This is a genomic window from Luteibacter sp. TLI7-4A (assembly GCF_056754745.1).
Genome location: NZ_JBPGWO010000001.1, coordinates 3,137,110 through 3,154,995, shown reverse-complemented (window position 1 = coordinate 3,154,995; position 17,886 = coordinate 3,137,110). Strand labels below are relative to the sequence as shown.

Annotated in this window: 19 protein-coding genes; 10 read left to right on the top strand and 9 right to left on the bottom strand. The window is 66.4% G+C overall.

The window, feature by feature from the left end:
* Positions 1 to 25: 25 nt before the first annotated feature.
* Genes arfB through ACR9Y6_RS13835 form a run of 6 tightly spaced genes read right to left on the bottom strand, consistent with a single transcriptional unit; the run spans position 26 to position 4,245 of the window.
* On the bottom strand, positions 26 to 448 hold the full coding sequence (gene arfB / locus ACR9Y6_RS13860) for an alternative ribosome rescue aminoacyl-tRNA hydrolase ArfB (RefSeq protein ID WP_481281806.1): 423 nt from the start codon (positions 446 to 448) through the stop codon (positions 26 to 28).
* Between the two features lie 53 nt (positions 449 to 501).
* Positions 502 to 1,221 carry a pseudouridine synthase gene (locus ACR9Y6_RS13855; protein WP_481281805.1) on the bottom strand — a complete coding sequence of 240 codons (720 nt, stop codon included), beginning with the start codon at positions 1,219 to 1,221 and terminating at the stop codon, positions 502 to 504.
* 5 nt (positions 1,222 to 1,226) lie between these two features.
* A complete protein-coding gene (gene ubiB, locus ACR9Y6_RS13850) occupies positions 1,227 to 2,876 on the bottom strand; it encodes a ubiquinone biosynthesis regulatory protein kinase UbiB (protein ID WP_481281804.1) in 1,650 nt (549 codons plus the stop codon).
* On the bottom strand, positions 2,873 to 3,541 hold the full coding sequence (locus ACR9Y6_RS13845; protein ID WP_481281803.1) for a ubiquinone biosynthesis accessory factor UbiJ: 669 nt from the start codon (positions 3,539 to 3,541) through the stop codon (positions 2,873 to 2,875). Before ACR9Y6_RS13845 ends, ubiB begins: the two co-directional genes overlap by 4 nt.
* Positions 3,542 to 3,582: 41 nt before the next feature.
* The gene (locus tag ACR9Y6_RS13840) at positions 3,583 to 4,050 is read right to left on the bottom strand and encodes a tRNA (cytidine(34)-2'-O)-methyltransferase (RefSeq protein ID WP_481281802.1); all 468 of its coding nucleotides are present in this window, start codon (positions 4,048 to 4,050) and stop codon (positions 3,583 to 3,585) included.
* A gap of 6 nt (positions 4,051 to 4,056) precedes the next feature.
* Entirely contained in the window at positions 4,057 to 4,245 is a 189-nt protein-coding gene (locus ACR9Y6_RS13835; protein ID WP_481281801.1) for a hypothetical protein, read from the bottom strand.
* Between the two features lie 387 nt (positions 4,246 to 4,632).
* On the opposite strand from ACR9Y6_RS13835, the gene ACR9Y6_RS13830 reads away from it, so the two are divergent.
* From ACR9Y6_RS13830 to ACR9Y6_RS13805, 6 genes are all read left to right on the top strand, one after another.
* A complete protein-coding gene (locus ACR9Y6_RS13830; RefSeq protein ID WP_481281800.1) occupies positions 4,633 to 7,542 on the top strand; it encodes a M16 family metallopeptidase in 2,910 nt (969 codons plus the stop codon).
* Positions 7,543 to 7,624: 82 nt separating this feature from the next.
* Complete coding sequence (locus tag ACR9Y6_RS13825; protein WP_481281799.1) at positions 7,625 to 8,029, top strand: DUF4156 domain-containing protein; 405 nt, start codon at positions 7,625 to 7,627, stop codon at positions 8,027 to 8,029.
* 83 nt (positions 8,030 to 8,112) lie between these two features.
* A complete protein-coding gene (locus ACR9Y6_RS13820) occupies positions 8,113 to 8,604 on the top strand; it encodes a MarR family winged helix-turn-helix transcriptional regulator (protein WP_481281798.1) in 492 nt (163 codons plus the stop codon).
* An 11-nt stretch (positions 8,605 to 8,615) separates the two neighbouring features.
* Positions 8,616 to 10,742, top strand: coding sequence for an FUSC family protein (locus tag ACR9Y6_RS13815; protein WP_481281797.1), 2,127 nt, complete (start codon positions 8,616 to 8,618; stop codon positions 10,740 to 10,742).
* Positions 10,732 to 10,929 carry a DUF1656 domain-containing protein gene (locus ACR9Y6_RS13810; RefSeq protein ID WP_371023683.1) on the top strand — a complete coding sequence of 66 codons (198 nt, stop codon included), beginning with the start codon at positions 10,732 to 10,734 and terminating at the stop codon, positions 10,927 to 10,929. Before ACR9Y6_RS13815 ends, ACR9Y6_RS13810 begins: the two co-directional genes overlap by 11 nt.
* Before the next feature lie 11 nt (positions 10,930 to 10,940).
* Entirely contained in the window at positions 10,941 to 11,960 is a 1,020-nt protein-coding gene (locus ACR9Y6_RS13805) for an HlyD family secretion protein (RefSeq protein WP_481281796.1), read from the top strand.
* A 15-nt stretch (positions 11,961 to 11,975) separates the two neighbouring features.
* On the opposite strand, the gene ACR9Y6_RS13800 is transcribed toward ACR9Y6_RS13805, so the two are convergent.
* Both ACR9Y6_RS13800 and ACR9Y6_RS13795 read right to left on the bottom strand, forming a co-directional pair.
* Positions 11,976 to 12,572 (bottom strand): GNAT family N-acetyltransferase, encoded by a 597-nt coding sequence (locus tag ACR9Y6_RS13800; RefSeq protein WP_481281795.1) that lies wholly within the window; start codon positions 12,570 to 12,572, stop codon positions 11,976 to 11,978.
* 7 nt (positions 12,573 to 12,579) lie between these two features.
* Positions 12,580 to 12,786, bottom strand: coding sequence for a YdcH family protein (locus ACR9Y6_RS13795; protein WP_481281794.1), 207 nt, complete (start codon positions 12,784 to 12,786; stop codon positions 12,580 to 12,582).
* Between the two features lie 108 nt (positions 12,787 to 12,894).
* On the opposite strand from ACR9Y6_RS13795, the gene ttcA reads away from it, so the two are divergent.
* The 4 genes from ttcA to ACR9Y6_RS13775 all read left to right on the top strand — a co-directional run bounded on the left by ttcA (position 12,895) and on the right by ACR9Y6_RS13775 (position 16,816).
* Positions 12,895 to 13,767, top strand: coding sequence for a tRNA 2-thiocytidine(32) synthetase TtcA (gene ttcA / locus ACR9Y6_RS13790; RefSeq protein ID WP_481281793.1), 873 nt, complete (start codon positions 12,895 to 12,897; stop codon positions 13,765 to 13,767).
* Positions 13,768 to 13,802: 35 nt separating this feature from the next.
* Entirely contained in the window at positions 13,803 to 14,990 is a 1,188-nt protein-coding gene (locus ACR9Y6_RS13785) for an amino acid aminotransferase (protein WP_481281792.1), read from the top strand.
* A 77-nt stretch (positions 14,991 to 15,067) separates the two neighbouring features.
* On the top strand, positions 15,068 to 15,976 hold the full coding sequence (locus ACR9Y6_RS13780; protein WP_481281791.1) for a recombination-associated protein RdgC: 909 nt from the start codon (positions 15,068 to 15,070) through the stop codon (positions 15,974 to 15,976).
* 72 nt (positions 15,977 to 16,048) lie between these two features.
* Positions 16,049 to 16,816, top strand: coding sequence for a M48 family metallopeptidase (locus ACR9Y6_RS13775; protein WP_481281790.1), 768 nt, complete (start codon positions 16,049 to 16,051; stop codon positions 16,814 to 16,816).
* 66 nt (positions 16,817 to 16,882) lie between these two features.
* Here ACR9Y6_RS13775 and ACR9Y6_RS13770 read toward each other — a convergent pair whose 3' ends face one another.
* Entirely contained in the window at positions 16,883 to 17,881 is a 999-nt protein-coding gene (locus ACR9Y6_RS13770) for an alpha/beta fold hydrolase (RefSeq protein WP_481281789.1), read from the bottom strand.
* Positions 17,882 to 17,886: the final 5 nt, after the last annotated feature.

The following is a 17,886-nucleotide window of genomic DNA, read 5'->3' as shown; positions in this document are numbered from 1 at the left end:
GGCGGTAGTCGCTCGGGAACCCCGATCACTCGTGGCTCCAGTCGCGCGACCGCGTGCGCTTCACCTGGCCGCGCTGGGTCTTGCCGGTGAGCCGCCGTTCCTTGGAGGCGCGCGTCGGTTTCGTCGCCACGCGCTTCTTCGCCACGACCGTGGCTTCCCGCACGATGTCGGCGAGGCGGTCGCGGGCATCGTCGCGGTTACGTGCCTGGTCGCGGAAGCGCCGTGCCTGGATGACGAGGACGCCGGCATCCGTCATGCGGCGGTCGCGGCGCGCCAGCAAGCGGGCGCGCACCTCTTCGGGGAGCGAGGGCGAGCCAGCCACGTCGAAGCGCAGTTCCACCGCGCTTTCGGTGCGGTTGACATGCTGCCCGCCGGGGCCGTCGGCACGCGTGAAGCGCTCGATCAACTCGGCGTCGGGAATGGCGATGGCGGGAGTCACGATGAGCATGGCGGGACGAAGTCTAGCAGTGGTACGACGCTTGGCATGCTGCGGCGCGATTCTTACGGGGCGTCGCGCCAGTTCCTGAAGGCTTCGGTCCATGCGAAGCGTTCGAGCAACTTGAGCCAGGTATCGTCCAGGCCGGCTTGCAGCGTCAACGGTCTGCCGTCCACCGGATGCGCGAACGACAAGGCGGCGGCATGCAGGAGCAACCGGTGCGAGGCGAAGTGTTGCTTGAAAAGGCGGTTGTGATCGCCGCGTCCGTGCTGGCTGTCGCCGACGATCGGATGATGGATGTGGGCGAAATGCTTGCGGATCTGGCGGAACCGGCCCGTACGCGGCTCCGCCGCCACGAGGGCATAGCGTTGCTTTTCGTAGCGCCCCAGCGGGATGTCGACCTCGACCGTGGCAAGACGGCGATAGTCGGTGCTGGCCTCGCGCCGCGGTCCTGTGTCGCGCGAACCGGGCAGGGGGTAATCCACCGTCCCTTCCTCCGGCTCCGGCCAGCCGCGCACCACGGCGAGGTAGCGCTTGCGCACGCTGCGGCCCATGAACTGTTCGCCGAGCCGGCCCGCTACCTCGGGAGAGCGGGCGACCAGGAGCACGCCGGAGGTGGCGCGGTCGAGGCGATGCGCCAGGTGAAGGCGTCCCTCCACCTGCTCGCGCAGAAGATCGATCAGGAAGGCGTCATCCGGACCCACGAACTTCGAGCGGTGCACGGCCAGGTTCGCGGGTTTGTTGACGGCGACGATGTCGTCGTCCTGGTAGAGGATCTCGAGCACGGCGGTCAGGGGGTGCGACGCGGCCAGCCGGCAGCGAAAGAGACAATCCCCGCCACTCCGGCGACCACGGCCGGCCACATGCCGCGTGGTGCGAGCGTCCCGACCAGGGCCGCGAAAACCAGGAGCGTGGAGCCGAGCAGGCTACAGGCCACGAGCCGGCGCATCCGTCGCGCATCGTCGCGAACCAGGGCCAGGGCCAGGGGATCGGCCACCTGCTGGCGCTGGCCGCTGGCCACCTGGCGCAAGGCATCCCGCACCAGCTCCGGCATGCGAGGCGCGCTGTGGATCCATTCCGGCAGGCGCCGCCGCACGTCACGCAGCGTGGCGCGCATGCTGTAACGCTCGCGCAGGATGCGCCGCAAGACCGGATGGGCCACGGCCCAGATGTCGATTTCCGGATCGAGCATGCGTCCCACGCCCTCGATGTTGAGCAGGGTCTTCTGCAACAGGATCAGCTGCGGCTGCAGCGTGAGCTCGAAACGTCGCGCGGTCTGGAACAGCTTCACGACCAGTTCCGCGATGGAAATCTGCGCGAGCGGGCGGGTGAAGTACGGCTCGCACACCGTGCGCACGGCCGCTTCGAGTTCATCGATGCGGACGGTGGCGGGCATCCATCCCGCCGCCACGTGCAACTGTGCGATGCGCGCGTAATCCCGTTCGAACAGCGCGATGAAGTTTTCCGCGAGCCAATACTGGTCCGCTTCCGGCAAGGAGCCCATGATGCCGAAGTCGAGCGCGATGAAACGTGGCTCGTCCACGCGCGAGGTATCGACCCAGATGTTGCCGGGGTGCGCGTCGGCGTGGAAGAAGTTGTCGCGGAAGACCTGTTCGTAGAACAGGCGGACGCCCTTGGCGGCGAGGCGCTTGCGATCGAGGCCGGCCTTGTCGATCGCGACGACATCGTCCGCGCTCACGCCGCGCACGCGCTCCAGGGTGAGCACGCGTTCCGTGCTGAAGTCCCAATGCACTTCCGGCACGTAGAGGTCGACACCACTGGCGAAGTTGCGTCGCAGCAGGCTGGCACTCGCGCCTTCACGCTGGAGGTCGAGCTCGTTCGAGAGCATCTTCTCCACTTCGGCGACGACTTCGAGTGGGCGGATCTTGTCCGCGTTCGGATGCCAGCGCTGGGCCAGCTCGCCGAGTGCGTGCAGGAGGTCGACATCGCGCGCGATGCGCTTGTCGATACCGGGACGCAACACCTTCACCACGACCTCGCGACCGTCGTGCAAGGTGGCGGCGTGCACCTGGGCGATCGAGGCGGAAGCCAGCGCGATCTCGTCGAAGGCGGCATACAGCGTGGTGACAGGCGCCTTGAGTTCGCGCTCCACGATGGCGCGCGCTTCGGCGCCGGGGAAGGGCGGTACCTGGTCCTGCAACAGCGCGAGTTCGTCGGCGACGTCGGCTGGCACGAGATCGCGGCGCGTCGACAGTACCTGGCCGGCCTTTACGAAAATAGGGCCGAGCTCGGTGAGCGCGAGTCGCAGGCGCGCGCCACGGGGCAGGCTGCGCACGTCGGCGGACGGTTTCGGGAAAAGCGGACGGACGAGCTTCAGGGGGCGGAAGAGATGGGCTCCGTCGACGAGTTCGTCGAGCTGGTACTTCAACAGGACCGCGGCGACGCGCAGCAGGCGGGGAACGAGCCGCAGCGATGTCATGCGCCGCGTCCCTTCGACGCGCGCTCCAGGCGCGCAAGGCGTGCTTCCGCGCGCTCGGCACGCTCGCGTATGGCATCCACGCCATCGAGGAAGACATCCATCTCGGCGGGCGCCACCGCCACGCGGCCTTCGTCGCGCAACCAGTCCGCGGCGTCCTCCGTGAGATGGGCGGCCGACTCGCGGGCATGGCCGAGCGCCTCGCGCATGGCCTTCGCCAACGGCACGCCGATCACGTCGCCGAAGGTTTTCGCGAATGCCTCCTCGACGTCGGGTGCGTACTGCCGCGCCAGGCGTTCGAGCCGACGGGCCAGCTCGGCGTCACCCGCGATGTCCACCTTGCCGGGTGCCACGCTGTCGTCGTCGCGGCGCAAAGCCATGGCCAGCAAGCTGCCGGGCGATGCCGTGACGCGGAGACTGCCGCCGTCCTCCGGCGGGCCAACCCGGAGGCCGCCCTTCTCGACGGAGATGCGCAAGGCCAGCCCCGGTCCCGTGAGGTACACCTGGACGCTGCGGCCATCGAGAACGTCGAGGCGTGCCCGGGTGTCCGGGTCGAGGTCCACGGCGCGGTTGAGCGCGGACTCCATGGCCCGTCCGGCGAGGACGCGCAGCGGGCGAGGCAGGAAGCGGTTGGGGCCGGCGTCGGCCGCGGGGCGATCGGAGGTCATGCGCCGGATTGTAGCTTGCCCGTACCCGCCGTTCGTCAGGCCTACGGTGTCGCGCCTTCGAAACCGGCCTGGCGCCAGGCTTCGAATACCGCCACGGCGACCGCGTTGGAAAGGTTGAGGCTGCGGTTCCCCGGGCGCATCGGCAGGCGTATGCGCTGGGCTTCCGGGATGCCATCGATCACTTCGTCGGGCAGGCCCGCCGTCTCGCAGCCGAAAAGGAAGGCATCGTCCTGGGCGAAGGCCACGTCGGTATGCAGGCGGCGGCCGCGTGTCGAGAAGGCGAAGACACGGGGATGGCCGATGGCGGCGAGACAGGCGTCGAGGTCGTCGTGCACGGCCACTCGGGCGAACTCATGGTAATCCAGCCCGGCGCGGCGCAATCGGGTGTCGTCCAGCTCGAAGCCAAGCGGTCGCACCAGGTGCAAAGCCGCGCCGGTATTGGCGCACAGGCGAATCACGTTGCCCGTATTGGGCGGTATCTCGGGTCGGAACAGGATGACATGGGGCATGCCCCATTATGAGGCCGCGCGTGGGCAGACGATGCCATCGGGCGGCAGCGCGCAAGCGGTCGCGCTGACGGTCGTGCCGACGCTGGCGAGCTGGATGGGGTTGCCGGTATAGGTCAGCATGTTGCCGAGGATCAGGCCGCAGACGACCAGGGAGGCGACCAGCAGGCTGCGCAGCATCAGGAGTTCGTGTTTCATGGTGTATATGCCTTGATTCATGGTTATTCGAAAGGGTCAGAACATCTGTGCGAGGGTGAGGCCGCAGATCAGCATCGAGGTGACGAGCAGGCTGCGGAGCATCAGCATTTCGTACTTCATGGCGTTCTCCTCATCTGGCGTCGGGTCGAAAGCCACCCGGCTTGGCAGGACTAGTAACGCAAACGTCGTGCCAGCCTTTAAGAGCGTGCAATCAGCTGATTCGCATGAGGTTTGTCAGGTGGACCTCTGGTCCTTTCCTGTCCGCGGACACTGACCACCCGTAAGCGGACACCGTCCGCGCCCTGTCCGAGCACCGATTGCGCCGGGAGGACGGCGCGGGCTAGCCTCACCGGGATCGAGGCCACGAAGGCCCCTGAGGAGCCGTACATGAAGCGTCCCTTCGCCCTGCTTGCCGCAGGGCTGATTTCCCTGGTCGGTGCCGCCACTGCGGCTCCCGCGTCGTCCGACGCGATTCCCGACATCCCCTACACGCGTTTCCAGCTGCCCAATGGCCTCACCGTGGTCGTCCACGAGGACCACAAGGCCCCAGTCGTCGCGGTCAGCATCTGGTACCACGTGGGCTCCGCGGACGAGCCCGCGGGCAAGACCGGCTTCGCCCACCTGTTCGAGCACCTGATGTTCTCCGGGTCGGAAAACCGCAAGGGCACCTATTTCCAGCCGTTCGAACTCGCCGGTGCCACCGACATGAATGGCACCACCTGGTTCGATCGCACGAACTACTTCGAGACCGTGCCCACCACGGCGCTCGACATGGCGCTGTGGATGGAATCGGACCGCATGGGCCACCTGCTCGGCGCGATCGGGCAGAAGGAACTGGATACCCAGCGTGGCGTCGTGCAGAACGAGAAGCGGCAGGATGAAAACCGTCCGTATGGCCGCGTGGACGAGAACGTCCTGCTCAACACCTACCCGGCGAACCACCCCTATCATCACGACACGATCGGCTCGATGGCGGATCTCGACGCCGCCTCGCTGGCCGATGTGAAGAAGTGGTTCCACGATTACTACGGCGCGGCGAACACCACGCTCGTGCTCGCCGGCGATATCACCGTCGCCCAGGCGAAGGCGAAAGCCGAGGAATACTTCGGGGATATCCCGGCGGGGCCGCCGGTGCCGCGCCAGCAGCCGTGGATCACTCCGCTGACGACGTCCACGCGCGGCGTCCAGCATGACCAGGTCGCGCAGACGCGCATCGTGCGTACGTGGATCGTGCCGCAGCTGGGCAGCGACGACGCCATCCAGCTCGACCTCGCAACGACCGTGCTCGGCGGCGGCAAGACCTCCCGTCTCTACCAGCGCCTCGTCTACCAGGACAAGCTCGCCGACGACGTCAGCCTGGGCATCGCGCCGTTCGCGCTCGCCAGCCAGGTGCAGCTCACGGTCGACGTGAAGAACGGCGTCGATCCGGCGAAGGTCGAGGCGGCGGTGGCCGACGTGTGGAAGGAATTCCTCGCGCATGGCCCCACCGACGACGAACTCGTCCGCGCCAAGGTCGCCAACCGAGCCAGCTTCGTCCGCGGCCTGGAAAAGGTCGGCGGCTCGAGCGGCAAGGCGGTGATCCTGGCCGAGGGCCAGGTGTACCGTGACGATCCGGAAGCCTACAAAAAGGACCTCGCCAGGGCGCAGGCGGCCACCGTGGCCTCCGTGCTTTCCGCCACGAAGACATGGCTGACCAAGGGCGACTACACGCTCACTGTCCTCCCCGCCGCGCCGGGTTTCGATCCTGCCGCGGAAGACAAGGCGGTCACGGCGCTCGGTCCCGCACAGGGGCGCCCGGCCGCGGTCACGCCGCCCGCCAAATCGTATGCCGTGGCGAAATCCGCGGTGGACCGCTCCAAGGGCGTGCCGCCGGTCACGAGCTTCCCCGACCTGGTCTTCCCGCAGCTGCAGCGCGGCAAACTCAAGAACGGCATCGAAGTGGTGCTGGCCGAGCGCCACACGGTGCCGGTCACGCAGGTGCAGTTGCTGTTCGATGCCGGCTACGCGGCTGACCAGGGCCGCAAGCTCGGCACGGCCAGCTTCACCTCCTCGCTGATCGAGGAAAGCACCAAGACGCTGGACTCGGTCGAGGTCGCCCGTCGAAAGGAACGCCTCGGTGCCTTCGTCAATTCCAGCTGCTCGCTGGATACCTGCGGGGTGGGCCTCAATGCCCTCAACTCCGAGTTGAAGCCGTCGCTCGACCTGTTCGCCGACATCGTCCGCCACCCGGCATTCAAGTCGGACGATATCGAGCGCGTCCGTGGTCAGTGGTTGGCCGGCATCGCCCAGGAAAAGACCGAACCGACCGGACTGGCGCTGCGCACGCTTCCGCCGCTGCTCTACGGCAAGGGCCATGCCTATGGCATTCCCTTCACCGGCAGCGGTACCGAGAAGGCCATCGCTTCGTTGACGGCGGGCGACCTCGCCGCCTTCCAGCGCGACTACGTGCGTCCGGATAACGTCCGCATCCTGGTCGCGGGCGACACGACGCTGGCGCAGATCCTGCCCCAGCTCGATGCCGTCTTCGGTGACTGGACACCGCCCGCGTCCGCGGTGCCGAAGAAAAACATCGGCCAGGTCGCGGCGCAGGCGAAGCCACGCGTGTTCCTGATCAACCGCACCGATGCGCCGCAGTCGCTCATCCTCGCCGGCTTGCTCGCACCCTCCACGAAGGCGAAGAACGCCATCGATCTCGGCATCGCCAACGGCGCGTTCGGCGGCACCTTCACCTCGCGGCTCAACATGAACCTGCGCGAGGAGAAGCGTTGGGCCTATGGCGCCGGCAGCATGCTTTCCGACGCGCAGGGCCAGCGCCCGATGCTGTTCTACGCACCGGTCCAGACCGACAAGACCGCGGAATCGGCTGCGGAAATCCTCAAGGAAGCGAAGGCGGTGATCGGGCCGAAGCCGTTGACCGACGACGAAATCGCGAAGATCCGCGCCCAGCGTATCCGCGCCCTCCCGGGTAGCTTCGAGACCACCGGCGCGGTGCTCGGCGCCATGACCGGCATCGTCGTCTACGACCGGCCCGACGACTACGTGCAGACGTTGAAATCGCGTATCGAAGGCGTCGACCGCAAAGCCGCGGAGGACGCGCTCGCGGCCGTCATACGGCCCGATGCGCTGACTTGGGTCATCGTCGGCGACCTGCGCAAGATCGAGGCACCCGTGCGTGCGTTGAACCTTGGCGAGGTGCACGTGGTCGATGCCGATGGCAATCCGGTCAAGGCCAGCCACGCCGGCGCTTCGACGGGCAAGGCCCACGGTACCCCGGCCGCATCGCCGGAAAGTAAGTAAAGCGCGGGCGAGGGCGTGAACGAATCGCGCCCTCGCCGGCATCCGTTTAGCATATGCCTCGTCGTTTCCCCGGAGTTCCCCCATGCGCAAAGCCTTCGTCCTTCTCGTTCCGCTCGCCCTCTCGGCCTGTACCTGGGGCATCAAGCTCGACGACGGCGCGCGTAACGTGCGCACCGCCTGGAACGGCGATGTCGGCAGCTGCAAGGAGCAGGGCAAGGTCACGGTGTCGGTCATGAACCGGGTCGGCCCGGTCGACCGTAGCGATCTCAAGGTCCGCGACGAACTCGAGGTGCTGGCCCGTAACGAGGCGGCGAAGATGGGTGCCGACACGATCAAGCCGCTCGCCGAACCCAGCGAAGGGTCCCAGCCGTGGGGCGCCTATAGCTGCGGCAGCCGCGCCGTGGAGCCGGTGCGTGGCAATACGCCCACGCCGCCGCAGAACACGGCCCCGCAGGGCGGTTTCGAAACCGTTCCGCTGAAGAACTGATCCGGCGGTCGGCGATAACTACCGCTATTGAATATACACAACTGAACTATATACTTGTGAGGTAACCATCGCGGGTACCTCCCATGAATCGTTTCGCCCCCACCGAAGCTCGTCTTGATATCACCCGGGCAAAATACCCGGAGTTTCCGCGTGGACCGGCCGCGCTCATGCGCCTGGTCAAGCATCTCTTCAAGGACATCACGGACGAGGCGAACGCGGTGATGCGTCCCTACGGGCTCAACCACCCCGAATACAACATCCTGATGATGTTGTACGGCTCGCCGGGGAACAGCCTGCATCCGTCGCAGCTGGCGGACGCGGCCGGCGAGAAATCCGCGAACGTCACGCGGCTCACCACCCAGCTTTGTGAAAAGGGATACATCGCCCGCTCGGGAAGCGACGAGGACCGCCGCAAGGTGACGTTGACGCTCACCCCGCGGGGCCTCGCCCTCATCGAAAGCTTCCTTCCCGATATCGTCACGCTGCTTCACCGGCAGACGCGTAATCTCACCGCGGGCGAACAGGGGCAGCTCGAAGACCTGCTCAAGAAGATGCTGGCCGGCTTCGGGGAATAGACGAGCGCGTCATGTCCGCTGCCAATCTTTCAACCCGCGTGCCCCTGACGCGACAGGTCGTCGTCGAGACGCTTCGCGAGGAAGCGTCGGTATGGCTGTTCGTGGCCAAGACCCTGATCGCGTTCTTTCTCACCGGCTGGATCGCGATGCGCCTGGATCTGCCTGCGCCATCCACGGCGATGTTGACGACGATCATCGTCGCCAACCGGCAAGCCGGCATGGTGCTGGCGAAAAGTTTCTATCGCGCGCTGGGTACGTTGGCCGGCGCCACGGCGGCGGTCGGTATCGTGGCCGCCTTTCCACAGCAGCGCGACCTCTTCCTCCTGGCCCTTTCGCTGTGGATCGGCATCTGTGCCGGTGGCGCCACGTTGTACCGCAACTTCAAGTCATACGCTTTCGTCCTCGGGGGGTATACCGCCGCCATCGTCGCCATTCCGGTCATCGAGAACCCGCCGGGTGTGTTCGATTCGGCCACGGCACGCATCAGCGAGGTGTTGCTCGGCCTGCTGGTCAGCGGCGTCGTCAGCGATGTCGTCTTCCCGAGCCGCATGCGCGACGTGCTACGTCGCACGGCACGCGAACAGTTCGCTAACTTCGTCGCCTTCGTCCGCGACAGCACGGGTGGCGCCATCCCTCGCGAGTCCATGGAGAAAGCGCACCTGCGCTTCGTGCGCACGGCCGTCTCGTTGGAGGACTTGCGTAGCTCCGTCATCTTCGAGGATGCCGAAGCACGTGCACGCAGCAACCACCTGCGCCTCTTCAACCAGCGTTTCATGGCCGCGTCGACCAGCTTCCAGTCGTTGCATCACCTCATTAACCGGCTGAAGCGGGCACGCCGCGATACGGCGGCGAACCTGCTGATCCGTCTCTACGCCCCCCTGGGCGAAGGGTTGGACGTGCCCATCGAGGCGGGTGCGGCAGCGCGCGTGCTGCTGCCGAGGCTGGCAGCCGCGCGCGACACGATGCGAGGCAACACCGGTGCATTGCGCGCCACCCTCGACGACACACAGGATCTGCGTGACTTCGATACCGGTGCCGCATTGCTACTTCGCTTCGTCGATGAGCTGCACGACTATGTGGACGCGGCAGCGACCTTGCAAACGCCGCGCGTCATCGCCGGTTCTGCCGAGCGCGTCCGTTTCGACCGTGGCAACGACTTCCTCGGTGCCGGCGTCGCCACCGTTCGCACGACGCTGACCATGTTGGTGCTAGGCGCGTTCTGGATCGCCAGTGCATGGCCCATGGGTTCCAGCGCGATGCTGCTCGCGACCATCTTCGCCGGACTCTTCGCCACGACGCCGAACCCCACCCGGGTCACCTGGCTGGTGATGCTTGGTTATCTCTCCGGCATGGTCGCGGGTTTCGTCTGTGAGTTCTTCGTGCTGACGCAGCTGGATGGATACGGTTTGCTCGTGGTCGGCGTCGCGCCCTTCCTCGCCGTGGGCCTGGTCATGATGATGACCCAGCGGTTCGCATCGTATGGACTTGGCTGGGCCATGGGCTTCGCTTACATCCTCGCCCTGAAGAACGTGCAGACCTACGATCCTGCGCATTTCATCAACGATGCGATCGCCCAGGTCATCGGGCTTGGCGCGGCGGCCGTCTCGTTCGTGGTGATTCCCCCGGCGATCGGCAGCGCGTGGTTGCGACGTCGCCAGCTGGCGCGGTTGCGCGGGCAGGTGGCGCTCGCCGCGGAAGCGCCGCTGCCGGGCCTTCGCCACCGTTTCGAGAGCGTCAACCACGATCTCGTGAGCCAGGTGGTCGCGCAGACCGAGCCGGGCAGCGCCGATTCGCGCGCGCTGATTGCCTGGGCCCTGGCGGTACATGAAACCGGTCGCGCACTGATCGAACTGCGCCATGACATGGCCCGTCGTGAACTGCCGGCGACGTTGCGGCCCTACCTCGAAGAAGCACTGGGCACGTTGTCGCGCTTCTACGAGAAGCCCGATGCGCGGGGTTACCTGCTGGCGCGCGACGCCGTCGCCACGGCGATCGCCAGCGTCGGGGAGCATGACGGCGTCGCACACCTGCTCGAACACCTTCATCTCGTGCGCATGGCATTGCTCGACGGCGAGTCCGTGCTCGCCGCGTACATGCCCGACGCGCCTCTCGGCAAGGAAATCCCCCATGCCTCGTGAGATCGCACTCGGCGACGCCCTCGTGCCGGGGTTGCTCGTCTTCTTCGTCCTGGCCTTGCTTCTTCTGTGGCTGCTCGACGGGCTGGCCGGCCGTTTCGGCCTGTACCGCCTGGTCTGGCATCCGCCGTTGTTCCGCCTTGCCGTCTTCGTCTGTGTCTTCGGCGCCCTGGCGCTGTTCCTGTACTGAGTGATCCCGCCATGAAATTCGCCAGTCTCATCCGTTTCGCCGTGACCGCCGTGGTCGTCGTCTTCGCGGCCTTCGTCGGTCATGCGCTGTGGAAGCACTACATGTATTCCCCGTGGACGCGCGATGGCCGCGTGCGTGCGGAGATCGTACGGATCGCGCCCGACGTCGCGGGTCTCGTCACCGACGTGCGTGTCATCGACAATCAGACGGTGAAGAAGGGCGACCTGCTCTTCGTGGTCGACAAGGCGCGGTACCAGAACGCGGTCGCGCAGGCGCAGGCCAATCTCGCCGCCGCCGAGGCCGCCGCGCGCGCCGCGGGCGCGAACATCAACGCGGCCACGGCCGGTGCCCAGCAGAGCCGGTCGAATTACGAGATGTACGAAGCGCAGTCGGAGCGCCGGCAAAAGCTGATCAACAACGTCATCTCCGCGGAGGACAAGGCCAATGCCATGGCCGCCGCGAATGCCGCGCGCGCCGGTTGGCAGCAGGCGCAGGCGAGCACGAAGCAGGCAAGCGCCGCACAACAGCAGGCGCTGGCCGCCGTGGCCCAGGCCCGGGTGGAACTCGCTTCCGCGCAACTCAACCTCGACCGGACCGAGGTGCGCGCGCCGGTGGATGGCTATGTCACCAATCTCGATGTTCGCATCGGCGACTACGCCAGCGCTGGTGCGGCACGGCTCGCCCTGATCGATAGCGATTCGTACTGGATCTACGGGTACTTCGAGGAAACCAAGCTGCCCGGCTTGCGTGTCGGCGACCCGGTCGACATCCGCCTCATGAGCGGCGGAGTCGACCTGAAGGGCACGGTGGAGAGTGTCGCGCGGGGCATCACCGATGCCGACAATCCGACCGGCAGCGATCTGCTTGCGGATGTGAACCCCACCTTCAACTGGGTTCGCCTGGCCCAGCGCGTGCCGGTGCGCGTGAAGATCGATACCGCACACCTGCCGCCCGGCACGGTGCTGGCGGCCGGCATGACGGCCACGCTCGTGGTGCGGCCGTCCGGTGGCGAGGCGGTGGCGTCCCGCTGAGGTGCGCCGCTGGTCTCAGGAATCGGCTGGAGCGAGACGCTTCAGCCGCAGCTCCAGCCACTTGTCCACGTCGGGCCACTCGGTGGCGAGGATGCTGTAGCAGACCGTGTCACGCAGGGAGCCATCCGGGCGTCGCTTGTGGGCGCGCAGGATTCCTTCGCGCTTCGCACCCAGCTTCTCGATCGCCCGCTGGGAATCCTGGTTGTAGGCGTCGGTATGGAATTCCACCGCGACCACACCCTCGTTCTGGAAGGCGTTCGCCAGCAGCAGGTGCTTGCACGCGGTGTTGACATGGCTGCGCTGCCAGCGCCGCGCATACCAGGTGTAGCCGATGGCCACGCGGAAAGGATCGGGCACGATGTCGTAATACCGCGTGGAACCGACGATCTCCCCGCTGCCGTTCTCCCGAACCACCCATGGCGCCATCCGCCCCTCGTCCTGGCCGCGCAGTGCCGACTCCACGTAGTCGGTCATGCGGCCCGGGGCGGGTACGGAGGTGAACCAGAGATTCCAGAGGTTGCCGTCGGCGGCGGCGCGCTCGAGCGGGCCGATGTGGGCGAGGGCCAGCGGTTCCAGGGTGACGTAGGCGTTTTCCAGGCGTACGGGGATCATGGATGGCTCAGGCGTCGAGGTCGGGAATCAGCCGGCTTTCGATCCGGGCGATGGTGTCTTTCAGCAGCAACTTGCGCTTTTTCAGGCGGGTGAGCTGAAGCTCGTCGCGGGTGATCGCCGCCGCCAGGTGCTCGATGGCGGCGTCGAGGTCGCGGTGCTCCACCTTGAGCTCGGCGAGGCGCTGGTTGAGTTCTGCTGGGTCCTGAACCTGCATGGCATTGGGCCGGACGGCGAGGGAAGCGCCGATTGTAACCCCGGGCGGGCGGGCCCGCAGCGGCTACAATAGGGGGACCAGCCCCCCGCATGAAGTCATCGCCGCACCATGTCCGCCTCCCCTGAAGCCACGCGCAAGCAGACCTACGAGACAGGCAAGCTGGCCAAGCGCCTGCGTCGCCAGGTCGGCCAGGCGATCGCCGATTACGGCATGATCGAGGACGGGGACAAGGTGATGGTGTGCCTTTCCGGCGGCAAGGATTCCTACACCTTGTTGGACATGCTGTTGTCCTTGCAGGCGAAGGCCCCGGTCCGTTTCGAGTTGATCGCGGTCAACCTCGACCAGAAGCAGCCGGACTTCCCCGAGCACGTGCTGCCGGAGTACCTCAAGGCGCGGGGTGTTTCCTTCCACATCATCGAACAAGACACCTACAGCGTCGTGACCCGGGTCATCCCCCAGGGCAAGACGATGTGCAGCCTCTGCTCGCGCATGCGCCGCGGCGCGCTTTACCAGTGGGCGGCCGACAACGGCATCACGCGGATCGCGCTCGGCCACCACCGTGACGACATCCTCGGCACATTCTTCCTGAACATGTTCTATCAGGGCAGCCTGAAGGCGATGCCGCCGAAGCTGCTATCGGACGATGGGCGTCACGTGGTGATCCGTCCGCTCGCGTATTGCCGCGAGGACGACATCGCGGCCTATGCCGAGGCGCGGGCCTTCCCGATCATTCCCTGCAACCTGTGTGGTTCGCAGGAAAACATGCAGCGCAAGGTGGTCAAGCGCATGCTGGCCGATTGGGAGAAAGCCCATCCCGGCCGGAGCGAAACCATCTTTCGCGCGATGGGCAACATCGCCCCGTCGCAGTTGACCGACCGAAACCTGTTCGACTTCGCCGCCCTCGGCTCACGTGCCGACGCTCCACGCGCCGACACGCGCGCCTGGCTCGCGGGTGGCGACGCCGCCGACGACAACGACTGATCATCTCCCTTCACACGCTTCAAGGCCTGCCGATCATGACCCTGTTCTCTTCCGTCGAACTCGCGCCGCGCGATCCGATCCTCGGCCTCAACGAGGCCTTCGGTGCCGATACCCGTACCGACAAGGTCAATCTCGGCGTGGGCGTGTACTACGACGAACACGGCCACGTGCCGCTGCTGCGCGCCGTGCGCGAGGCCGAGAGGGCACGGCTGGAAGCCCAGCTGCCGCGTGGCTACCTGCCGATCGACGGCATCGCGTTGTACGACAGCGCCGTGCAGAAACTGCTCTTCGGCGAGACCTCGCCCTTGCTGGCCGACCGGCGCGTGGTCACCGCACAGGCGCTCGGAGGTACGGGCGCATTGAAGGTCGGCGCCGACTTCCTGAAGCGGCTGAACCCGTCCGTCCCGGTGGCGATCAGCAATCCGAGCTGGGAAAACCACCGTGCCTTGTTCGAAGGCGCGGGCTTCCAGGTCGTGGAGTATCCCTATTACGACGCCGCGACGCATGGCGTGGACGTCGAAGCCATGCTCGGCGGGCTGGCGACGCTGCCCACCGGCGCCATCGTCGTGCTGCACGCCTGTTGCCACAATCCCACGGGTGTCGACCTCGGCTCCGACGACTGGAAGCGCGTGATCGCGACGGTGAAGGAACGAGGCCTCGTGCCCTTCCTCGACATCGCCTACCAGGGTTTCGGTGACGGCATCGCGGCGGATGCCGAGGCGGTGCGCCTGTTCGCCGAGACGGATATCGCATTCTTTGTCGCCAGTTCGTTCTCCAAGTCGTTCTCCCTGTACGGCGAACGTGTCGGCGCGCTGTCGATCGTCACCGCTTCGCATGACGAGGCGGTGCGTGTGCAGTCGCAGTTGAAGCGGGTGATCCGCACCAACTATTCCAATCCGCCGACGCACGGTGCCGCGGTGGTGTCCGCCGTGCTCAATCACGACGATCTCCGCGCGACGTGGGAAGCGGAACTTGGCCACATGCGTGAGCGCATCCGCGCCATGCGCAGCGGCCTGACCGAGCGCCTGGCCAAGGTCGGCGACTTCGGGTTCATCGAGCGCCAGCGTGGCATGTTCTCGTATTCCGGGCTGTCGGCGGCGCAGGTGGAGCGCCTGCGCGTGGAGTTCGGCATCTACGCCGTGAGCACGGGCCGCATCTGTGTCGCCGCGCTCAACCAGGGCAATATCGACCGCGTGGCCGAAGCCATCGCCCGCGTCGTCTGACCCCCTGACAAAGCCTTTTCGCCGGTGGGCGCACAGCGCCCGCCGTGGCCATCCCTTCGCATGAGATTCATCGATACATGTTTTTCCGCAACCTGACCTTGTTCCGCTTTTCCGAATCCGTCGCGGCCGACCTGGAGCGCCTCGACGAGGTGCTTCCCGAACATCGGCTGCGTCCGGTCGGCCCCTTGGAAATGGCCACCCGCGGTTTCGTCTCCCCCTTGGGCCGTCACGAAGAGGGCCTGACCCATAGCGTCGGACGCAACACGATGGTCACGGTCGGCAGCGAAGATAAGCTCCTGCCGTCCTCGGTCGTAAACGACGAGCTGGCCAACCGCGTGCAGAAGATCGCCGAGGAGGAAGGGCGCAAGGTCGGCGGCCGCGAGCGCAAGAAGATCAAGGATGACGTCATGAACGAACTGCTTCCGCGTGCGTTCGTGCGCAGTTCGCGCATGAAGGCCTATGCGGACAAGAAGAACGGGTGGCTGGTCCTGGACACGTCCAGCCGGAAGTCGGCTGAAAACACGCTCAGCCAGGTCCGTGAGGCGCTGGGCAGCTTCCCGGCCGTGCCGCTGGCGCCCGAGGAGTCGCCCCGGATCCTCATGACCCATTGGGTCGCCTCGGGGGAGCTGCCGGCCGGGCTGGCCCTGGGCGACGAGTGCGAGCTGCGTGACCCCGCCACGGCGGCGGGCGCCATCGCCCGGTGCCGCCGCCAGGATCTCGATACGGATGAGATTCGCGAACACCTGCGGACCGGAAAACAGGTCTTCCAGTTGGGACTGGTGTTCGACGACCGCATCTCCTTTGTACTTGGCGAGGACCTGATCCTGCGTAAAATCAAGTTCACCGACGTCGTCCTGGACGAGCAGGCGGACAGCCCTGAATCGGCCGCGGCGGAGATGGACGCGAATTTCTCCCTCATGGCGCTCGAATACGAGCGCCTGCTGGGCAAGCTGGAAGAATGGTTCAAGTTGCCGCGTCCGGATTGATCGGGCGTCGGCGTCGCAGGTAATGATATGGCTTGGTGGGATGTTCGTCGGGATCGACACGAGACTCGCGACATGGCATCGAACGAAGGCGACTGGCTGGAACTGGCAACCCCCACGGGTGGCACCATCCGTGTGCTCAAGGCGGCGCATCCGCGTGCCCGCCGCTTGCGCCTGACGGTCACGCCCAAAGGCGCGCGTCTCACCTATCCCAACGGCACGCATACGGCGCAGATGACGGCCTTCCTCCGCCATCACGCCGATTGGCTGGAGCAGAAGCTCGGCGAATTCAACCTCGATGCCCAGCCCTTGCCGCCACTGCGCGTAGGCGTACCCACGACGTTTCCCTTCCGTGGCGAGGAGATCACCCTCGACTGGTCGGAAGGTTCCTACCCTCGGGTGGAGCACGAGCCTGGCCTGTTGACCCTGGCCCTTCCCCGGCCGCACACGCGGGCGTTGCTCGTCGCCCGCGGCCTGCTGGCTACCTACTTCGAAGCTCAGATCCGCCGCGACGTCTCGCGCTGGCTGCCTGCCTACATTCCGCAGATCAACGCGGCCCCCACGGCCTTGCGTATCCGTCCGCTGAAGAGCCTGTGGGGCAGCCTGGACACGCGGGACAGGATCAACCTGGACCTCGCCCTGGCGCTGGCGCCGCCCGCCGCGTTGCGCTACGTGCTCGTGCATGAGCTTTGCCACCTCAAGGTGCGCAATCACTCACCGAAGTTCTGGCATTGGGTGGAGAGCGTGTTCCCCGACCACGGGGAACAGCGTGCCTGGCTGCGCGCGAACGGCAGCGGACTGAAGATGCAGTTGGACAGGCTTATCGCGGACGTGGCCGATTAGGCTCTCGAGTCTGTATCGCCGACAGGGTCGGCTCCCACCATGAGGGCGGCTCCCGGCCAAGCCAGGTCAGTGCGCGAGCGCGAATCCCGTGATGATGCGCGCGGTTTCTTCCGGCTTCTCGAGCATCGGCATGTGGTTGCAGCCGTTCAGTATGGTGGCGCCGATGGACGGCGAACTCTTGAGCCCTCCGCGCAGCGTATCCAGCGCCGACACGTCGATGAGCTTGTCCTCGCGGCACCAGAGGCCCAGGACGGGCATGGGCAGCTTGCCGATGACGGGATCGAGCGCGAACGCCTGTGCCGGTTGCTTCAGCTGGTTGAAGGTGCGCTCGATGAACGCGTGGTCCTTCTGGTTGCGTGCGACCAAGGCATCTTCCAGGCGGCCCGGGATATGCGGCGGCGTGAGGAAGATTCGCGCCAGCAGCGCTTCCAGTCCGGCGCGGTCGCTGTAGAGGAACGGATTCACTCCCGCCTTCACCTCGCGGGTGAAATCGTTGTCCTTGAAGGTCAATCCCAGCGAACTCATCAGGACGAGGCTGGCGACACGCTCAGGGTGCTGTTCCGCATAGACCCCGGCAATCGCGCCGCCCATCGACTGTCCGACCAGGAGGAAGCGTTGGGCGCCGACGGCCGCCGCGAAAGCCTCCAGGCGTGCCGCCTGCGCCGGAATGCCGTAGTCGCCGCCGTCGTTGCGCGACGATTCGCCCCAGCCGGGCAGGTCGGGGATGACGACGTGGAAATGGTCGGTCAGGCCCTTGGCCATTTCCAGCCAGGTCTCCTTGTTCGCGGCGAAACCGTGCAGGAGGACGATCGTGGGGCCGTCGCCTCCTTCGTAGTACGACCAGGTGGTATCGCCAGCGACGATGGTTTTCTTCTCGACGTGCGATGCCATCGCCAGGCGTGCCGCATCGGCCTTGAGCAGCAGCGAAGGGGCGAACAGGTAGACGAGCCCCGCGCCGATGCCGAGTACCAGCGCCACCACGACGAGGAACTTGAGCCGGCGCAGCAGCAGGCGCTGCCAGAGGGGGCGGCTATCGGGGGATGCGGAGATCGGGGTCTTGGCCATGGAAT

Excerpts from the sequence above, each read along its gene's own strand:
- arfB (WP_481281806.1), bottom strand. The coding sequence starts at position 448 with ATGCTCATCGTGACTCCCGCCATCGCCATTCCCGACGCCGAGTTGATC.
- ubiB (WP_481281804.1), bottom strand. The coding sequence starts at position 2,876 with ATGACATCGCTGCGGCTCGTTCCCCGCCTGCTGCGCGTCGCCGCGGTC.
- ACR9Y6_RS13845 (WP_481281803.1), bottom strand. The coding sequence starts at position 3,541 with ATGACCTCCGATCGCCCCGCGGCCGACGCCGGCCCCAACCGCTTCCTG.
- ACR9Y6_RS13840 (WP_481281802.1), bottom strand. The coding sequence starts at position 4,050 with ATGCCCCATGTCATCCTGTTCCGACCCGAGATACCGCCCAATACGGGC.
- ACR9Y6_RS13835 (WP_481281801.1), bottom strand. The coding sequence starts at position 4,245 with ATGAAACACGAACTCCTGATGCTGCGCAGCCTGCTGGTCGCCTCCCTG.
- ACR9Y6_RS13830 (WP_481281800.1), top strand. The coding sequence starts at position 4,633 with ATGAAGCGTCCCTTCGCCCTGCTTGCCGCAGGGCTGATTTCCCTGGTC.
- ACR9Y6_RS13825 (WP_481281799.1), top strand. The coding sequence starts at position 7,625 with ATGCGCAAAGCCTTCGTCCTTCTCGTTCCGCTCGCCCTCTCGGCCTGT.
- ACR9Y6_RS13820 (WP_481281798.1), top strand. The coding sequence starts at position 8,113 with ATGAATCGTTTCGCCCCCACCGAAGCTCGTCTTGATATCACCCGGGCA.
- ACR9Y6_RS13815 (WP_481281797.1), top strand. The coding sequence starts at position 8,616 with ATGTCCGCTGCCAATCTTTCAACCCGCGTGCCCCTGACGCGACAGGTC.
- ACR9Y6_RS13810 (WP_371023683.1), top strand. The coding sequence starts at position 10,732 with ATGCCTCGTGAGATCGCACTCGGCGACGCCCTCGTGCCGGGGTTGCTC.
- ACR9Y6_RS13805 (WP_481281796.1), top strand. The coding sequence starts at position 10,941 with ATGAAATTCGCCAGTCTCATCCGTTTCGCCGTGACCGCCGTGGTCGTC.
- ACR9Y6_RS13800 (WP_481281795.1), bottom strand. The coding sequence starts at position 12,572 with ATGATCCCCGTACGCCTGGAAAACGCCTACGTCACCCTGGAACCGCTG.
- ACR9Y6_RS13795 (WP_481281794.1), bottom strand. The coding sequence starts at position 12,786 with ATGCAGGTTCAGGACCCAGCAGAACTCAACCAGCGCCTCGCCGAGCTC.
- ttcA (WP_481281793.1), top strand. The coding sequence starts at position 12,895 with ATGTCCGCCTCCCCTGAAGCCACGCGCAAGCAGACCTACGAGACAGGC.
- ACR9Y6_RS13785 (WP_481281792.1), top strand. The coding sequence starts at position 13,803 with ATGACCCTGTTCTCTTCCGTCGAACTCGCGCCGCGCGATCCGATCCTC.
- ACR9Y6_RS13780 (WP_481281791.1), top strand. The coding sequence starts at position 15,068 with ATGTTTTTCCGCAACCTGACCTTGTTCCGCTTTTCCGAATCCGTCGCG.
- ACR9Y6_RS13775 (WP_481281790.1), top strand. The coding sequence starts at position 16,049 with ATGGCATCGAACGAAGGCGACTGGCTGGAACTGGCAACCCCCACGGGT.
- ACR9Y6_RS13770 (WP_481281789.1), bottom strand. The coding sequence starts at position 17,881 with ATGGCCAAGACCCCGATCTCCGCATCCCCCGATAGCCGCCCCCTCTGG.